Origin of the sequence: Paraburkholderia sp. J8-2 (assembly GCF_905220195.1) — a bacterium.
Lineage (GTDB): Bacteria > Pseudomonadota > Gammaproteobacteria > Burkholderiales > Burkholderiaceae > Paraburkholderia.
The window spans coordinates 304,086-310,343 of record NZ_CAJMZA010000008.1 but is presented as its reverse complement, the minus strand read 5'-3'; the positions used below and the strand labels follow the sequence as shown (position 1 = coordinate 310,343).

Here is a 6,258-nt window from a genome sequence, read left to right as displayed (position 1 = left end):
CTCTTCGTTGCCGGAGTTGGCCATATCGACGTAGGCCTGATAGACGTCGGACTGCACGAGTGCGAGCTTCACACCGGGCTCGAAACGCATGCGCTGCACGTTTTCCGCCGAGCCTTTCGATGGAATCACCTCGAGGTCGATGCCGGCCGGCGGTGCCACCCATTTCGACAGATCCTGGCCGATCTGAATGTACGTGCCGCGCTCGGGGCCGGTCACGATCTTGTAGTTCGCGTCTGCGGCGACGGCGAGCGCCGAGAAAAGCAGGGCGATCAGCGTCGCCACTCCCGCTAGAGTCGTTTTCAACATGGTCTCTCTCCCGCCCTGTTTGTGATGTACGGCTGACTTCGATATGTTCTGTATTCCTTCTCAATGCGAAGCGCCTGGTGGCGCGGCGCGCGTCCAGCCATTCTGCAAGATTGCGCGCTCCCGTGCTTCGACGCTGTTGTCGTTGCTGGCGGGACTGGAGGCTGTCGCCGCGTTCGTCGTGTTTGTCGCATTGGTCGCGGTTGTTGCATTCGTTGCATTCGTCGCGGTCGTTGCAGCGGGCAGTGGCGGCGGCGAAGCGCTGGTGTTCCAATCCTGCGACGACGGCAGCCGCACGGTGTTCGCGGCGTGCGGCACGGGTGCCGCCGTGTTCGCTTGCGCGGCGCCATTGGATGAGTTCAGCGGTTTCCAGGCGGTCGATACGATGGCGCGCTGCATCAGCGATTGCGCGGCCTGGCTGCTCGAGTCGATCGCCAGCGCCTCCGAAGCCTGTTGTTGCACGCAGGCCCAGGCACCCTGCGCGGCGCAGCGGTCGGCGCTTTGCAACGCGCTATCGCGCCGTTGCTCGCGCGCCGAGATCTCGCTTTGTAGCGCGTGCGCCTCCTCGTTGTCCGTGTCGCGTGCGAGCACGGCATTGGCCGCGGCCCTCGCGTCGAACAGGTTGTTCTGCGCAAGGCTGTTACGCGCGACACGCAGGCCGTCGGCCACATCGGTCAATTGCGGCGTGGCGTGCGCATCCGGCGGGGGCGATTGGGGCGCGGCGTGGGTCTCTGTTCCCGCAGCAGCGGGCGTTTCGTCCGACTGTTGCCGAGGCGCATTGGTCGAAACCGAGCCACCCGAAGAGTGCAGCGTCTCTTCGCTGGCCGTGCTCTCCCGCTGGCGGTTCGTACCGAGCAGCAAATACGTGCCGTACGCGAACACGAGAATCAATGCGACGACGAACAGGCCCCTGGGAAAGATCCACTGCCTCATCTGTGAAAACTGCACACTGTGTGCAAGTGGCATGGCGTGCTGCGTGGCATGCTGTGCGCCGCTCTGCGCGGCCTGCGGGTAGCCTGGGTTCAGCGATGGCACATCGGACGCGGGCATGCCCGCCGGCGCCATCTTCGCGGCCGCGGGGGCAGGGGGCGTCGCCGCTGTCGCTTCGAGCGGTGTCAGCGTGGCTTTCGGATGGGTGCCGAGTGAAACTTTGTCGAGCGGGAGATCCGTGCCGCAGTAAGGGCAGAATTCGAAGTTCTCGTACAACAGGCCGCCGCAGCGCTTGCACGCCGTGGGGAAGTTATGGTCGCGACCAATCTGAGCGGACATGATGTCGTCCCACCGTTATGGCGATGCCATTTCGGCATGCTCAGAATCGTCGTTGAAGCGAAGCGCGACGCCTCGCGGAACTCACGATCTGCATGCACAGGAAAGCGGCGTGGCCGGACCGAGCACAGCCGCGTGAGGAAAATATGGTTGATTTCCCACAGCGCGTCAATCGCCGTTGTTACCTGGCGCACATATGCGTCTTGACTTTATTCTGGTGAAGATTGAGTTGCGGAATTTTTTACCGTGTAAGCGTGTTTCGCGGACAAGCGGCTTTTATTTATCAAAATAGCTAAACGACCGAACGTGCTTCTTTAGCGTCCCGCATCGAACGGGAAGTGTGTCCCCAATTGGGAACACACAGGCTTTCGATCTCAAACCACGGATTGCAATCATCTTGAAACCCCCGCGTGGGGCATTGTCGAGCCTGCCATTCGGCGCTCGCTCACGGTCGCGTTGCAACGAGATCTTGCATTGCCGGCAGGTGTGCGCGTGGCCGTTTCTTGCTGGATGGAATTGCTGCGTACGCAACGAATCAGCACGCATAGGTTCCAAAAGTATCCCTTGACAAAGTGCTGTGGCGACTCCTATTTTTCCTCTGCCATCCTCCATTACCAAATATTTCCAGCGAAATCATGTCAGCGAAACTCGATGTTTTCGCTCGATGCACTATGAGTTATTTAGTTATCCGGAATAAATAGATAACGCCTGAAATGAATCGACTTTGTCAGGAATGGAAAGTGAAATGTCAGCCGCCGTATGCCGGCAATTGCATTTGAATTTCGATGCCTTTTTCAAGGCCTCATTTCCGGCGAGTGCGGCCCCCGCGTAGTGTGACGTCATCATTCGAAGGGGTATAACAATGCATCCGGAGAGTACATCCAGCGTGGGTTGTAGCCGTAGTCGGAACCCGTTGCGTCATACGGGCGCAATCGCGATAGGCGTGCTGATGCTTGCGGGTTGCGGCGGTGGGGACGGCAGTCCGTCTTCGTCTGCCGCAACTGCGATGAACCAGGTTGCGGCAAGCGCGAAGGCCGCTGCGCAAACACCGAATTCATCAAACCAGCCTTACACGGACCCGATTGCCTATTCGCCGAACGCCACCGATGGTCTTGCGGTGTCGCAGGTCGCAGAAAAGGCCGCGGTCATGCATTACCAGTGGACCTCGGGCAAAACGACCATCAACTACACGACGACAACCGGCCATTTGACCGCTTCCGATTCAAGCGGAAATCCGGAAGCGACGATGTCGTATGTTGCCTATACCGCGCCGAGCACGAACGGTTCGCCGCGGCCGGTCACGTTCATCTATAACGGTGGCCCGGGCTCGTCGTCGATCTGGCTGCGTCTCGGCTCGTTTGCGCCCACGCGTGTCGCTACTCCCGATCCGCTGCTCACCAACTGGCCGAACTTTCCGCTCGTCAACAATGCAGAGAGTCTGATCGACACCACGGACATGGTGTTCATCGACCCGCCGGGCACGGGGCTTTCCGAGGCCATCCTGCCGAACACGAACCAGAAGTTCTGGGGCTGCGATTCAGACGTGGACGTGATGCGCGATTTCATCAAGCGCTATCTGGCGGTGAACAATCGCGGCAGCTCGCCGATTTATCTGTACGGCGAATCGTATGGCACGCCGCGCACCGACATGCTTGCGCTCGCGCTCGAAGCGGCGGGCGTGCAACTGACCGGCATCGTGCTGCAGTCGTCCATCCTCAACTACTTTGCCGATGCGATCGAGGCGACGGCGATCACGGAATCAACCGCAGGCTTGCAGCTCGACACCGATACGCTCGCGGGCTATTACCCGGGCTATGCCGAGGTGGCCGCCTACTTCAATCTGGTTTCGCCGCCAATGATCGATCAAGGTCTCTTTGCGCTGCAGTCGGAGATCTTCGCGACAGGCCAGTACCAGCATTTCCGGAAATACGCGCAATCGTGGGTGCTGAGTCAACTCGGCATTCCCGACGCGCTAGGCAAGCCGGTCTTTCCGCCCGAGAAAACGCTGGATTCGTGGCGCTGGCCTTCGAGTCTCACCTTGCAGGCGCTTAATGGCTACTTCAACGTGAATCCCTTCAGTAACGAACTGATCCCGGGCACCACGATCGGTCGTTACGACGGGCGCGTGTCGTTGCCCAATTCGGATCCGCGCCTGCAGAGCGACGGCGACCCATCGGACATCCTCATCTCGCAGCCGTTCACGACAGCGCTGGCCACGCAGATGCCGGATTATCTCGGCTACAAGGCGCCGCGTGCGACGTATATGCCGCTGAACGACAATATCATCGAGGTCTGGGACTTCTCGCACGACGGCCAGCCGCTGCCCGATACGCTGCCCGACCTGCTCGGCGCGATCCAGCTCAATCCGAAACTCAAGGTGCTGGCGGAGAACGGCTATCACGATCTCGCCACGCCGTTCTTCAACACCGAAAAGCAGCTTGCGCGCCTGCAAACGGTGGCCGGTTTGAACCCGAATCTGCAGGTGAACTTCTTCCAGGGCGGTCATATGATTTATCTGGACGACGTTGCGCGCCCGAAAATGAAGGCCGACCTCGTGAGCTACTATGGTGGTCAACCCATACCATTGGCGCTTTCGCTCTGGACGCTTCCGCAGCCGTGGCCCGACGAGAGTCCGGCGGGCACGCCGACTTCAACGGCAGTCGCGGCAGCGGGTCAATAACGTTACAGGCCGGGGCTTGCGTCGCGCATCGATATTCGTGATTCGATTGCGGGCCTCGGTCCTTACTCATTGAAGGCGAGCGATCATGTCTATATTCAACAAGCTGTGGTGCATTACGCCGCTCATGGCGTGCGCGGTTGGCGCGGTCACACTGGCCAACGCTCAGGCCGCAACGCAGGCCGTGGCGCCCGTTCAACTCCCGAAGGGCGGCCACGGTGTGGACGGCCCATTTTTCCCGTCGAACCGGCCAGTGCCGCTCACGCCCTCCACGGGTACGCAATTGCAGCAGCAGGCGCAACAGCGCGTGGCGGCGCGACTGGGCGCGAATTCCGCATTGAGCAACGGTGCATCGATCACGAAAGCTCAGGCGCAAAGCAGTGGGCTCGGGTATATCGCGCAGCATTTCGATCAGATCGATACGGCGCATACGGGCCGTGTGTCGATGAGCGACGTGCAGCAATATCTGCAGAAGCAGGGCCAATGAGGCCACGTGCGCGTCGCGCCGCGGCGATCGGCGTCGTGTGCGTGCTGGGGGCGGGGCCGCTCGCCCCGTCCGGTTTCGCGCTCGACACCGCTGCCGTTGTGCTGCCTCAGGATGCGCCCCACTACAAAGTGGGAGACAACTGGACCTTCGAGCGGTCCGACCCGTTGTCCGGCAAGAGTCGAACCTTCACGCAAACCGTGACGTCCGTCCACGCGGACGGCAGCGCGTCGCTGCTGATCGGGCCAGGCGGCGCACGTCTGGAACTCACCTCCGAGGCCAACGTCATTCCCAATGGCGCCGACGCGCGCGCGTGCGCGATTGTCCTGCATTTTCCGCTGCGCGCCGGCGAGCGCTACGAGGCGGACTGCGTGGCCACTGCCCCTTCCGGCATGAGGGTGCAGCGCCGTGCCCAATGTGAAGTGGACGGCGTGGAGACGGTCAAGACGAAGGCGGGCGCTTTCTCCGCGATCAAGATCACGATGAGCGGTGTCTGGCAGCCGCAGTATGGTGCGGGCGGCGGCCCGATGGAGGAAACGCTCTGGTATGCGCCGAGCGTCAAGCGTGTGGTGCGTGAAGCGTTTCAAGGCCGTTTGGCCGGCAGGGGCGCGCCCGCGACGAACGAGATCGAACTGGTGCAATACGCGGTGAAGCCCTAATACCGTTGCACCGTACTCCTGTCATTTGTCCGCGCACGAAATCTCCCTCTCGCTCGATCTCTCCATCAATTGATGGAGGCGCGAGCGTGCACGGTTCCATAGGCTTAGGAAGCGCAGCGCGCACCGGCACTTGCCGGGGCCTTTGCGAACGAGTGGGTTGGCCCGCTGCGCGTTATGGAGCCCGGCGCCTGACACGGTGACAAGGAGATGACCATGAAGATCAAGCATTCACGAATTATGCCGGTAGCAGCCTTCGCACTTCTCTCGCTCAGCAGCGTCGCGCAGGCCGGAGGCCTGTGCTCGCGTGCAATGCTAAGTGGACCTTACGGATTTCACGGCCATGGCGAAATTCTCGGCTTGCTGGACGGCAATAACAAGCTGCACCCATTTTCCTCACCGTCTACGCTCGATGATGTTGCCATCGTGACGTTCGACGGTTCAGGTAAATTCACGCGCACCGATTTCGGCATGATCAATGGGTTGCCCAAAGGCGGGCAGACTACGTTCAATCCGTACCAGAGCGGCACCTACACGGTGAATTCCGATTGCACAGGCACGATGAAAGTGGTTTACGGCAGTGGCGGCCCTGTACCGGCAGGCGTGGAAACCGACCTGCAAATCGTGATTTCCGACGACGGCACGCTCATCGAATCCGTTGTCAATAAAGCATACTCGCCGTCGTCCGGTCCCGCCGCCGACGGCACGACGTGTCCGCCGAATTGCGATCAAGGTGTGCAAGAGCAATTCGAGGGGAAGAAAGTTCTCGTTTACGGATTCCGCTAAGCGCATCACACGTTTTCGAAAAGGCCACGTTGCACGTATTGGCGTTGTGCAGCGTGTGCCTTTCTAAATCGCGATTATTCGTTTTT

5 protein-coding genes and 1 pseudogene are annotated in these 6,258 nt (G+C 60.6%); 4 read left to right on the top strand and 2 right to left on the bottom strand.

The features are described from left to right. Positions 1-306 (bottom strand): annotated as a pseudogene (locus tag U5A52_RS20530) (C4-dicarboxylate ABC transporter substrate-binding protein); the annotation flags it as partial. Between the two features lie 60 nt (positions 307-366). Next, the gene (locus U5A52_RS20525; protein WP_321936030.1) at positions 367-1,572 is read right to left on the bottom strand and encodes a zinc ribbon domain-containing protein; all 1,206 of its coding nucleotides are present in this window, start codon (positions 1,570-1,572) and stop codon (positions 367-369) included. 859 nt (positions 1,573-2,431) lie between these two features. On the opposite strand from U5A52_RS20525, the gene U5A52_RS20520 reads away from it, so the two are divergent. The 4 genes from U5A52_RS20520 (at position 2,432) to U5A52_RS20505 (ending at position 6,172) form a co-directional block, all read left to right on the top strand. Further along, positions 2,432-4,249, top strand: coding sequence for a S10 family serine carboxypeptidase-like protein (locus tag U5A52_RS20520; protein ID WP_415764178.1), 1,818 nt, complete (start codon positions 2,432-2,434; stop codon positions 4,247-4,249). Positions 4,250-4,373: 124 nt separating this feature from the next. Continuing rightward, positions 4,374-4,733 carry a 2-oxoglutarate dehydrogenase gene (locus U5A52_RS20515; RefSeq protein ID WP_415774027.1) on the top strand — a complete coding sequence of 120 codons (360 nt, stop codon included), beginning with the start codon at positions 4,374-4,376 and terminating at the stop codon, positions 4,731-4,733. Then, the gene (locus U5A52_RS20510) at positions 4,730-5,389 is read left to right on the top strand and encodes a hypothetical protein (RefSeq protein ID WP_321911312.1); all 660 of its coding nucleotides are present in this window, start codon (positions 4,730-4,732) and stop codon (positions 5,387-5,389) included. The genes U5A52_RS20515 and U5A52_RS20510 overlap by 4 nt, the downstream gene beginning before the upstream one ends. 213 nt (positions 5,390-5,602) lie before the next feature. Next, complete coding sequence (locus U5A52_RS20505; RefSeq protein WP_321911308.1) at positions 5,603-6,172, top strand: hypothetical protein; 570 nt, start codon at positions 5,603-5,605, stop codon at positions 6,170-6,172. Positions 6,173-6,258 lie beyond the last annotated feature (86 nt).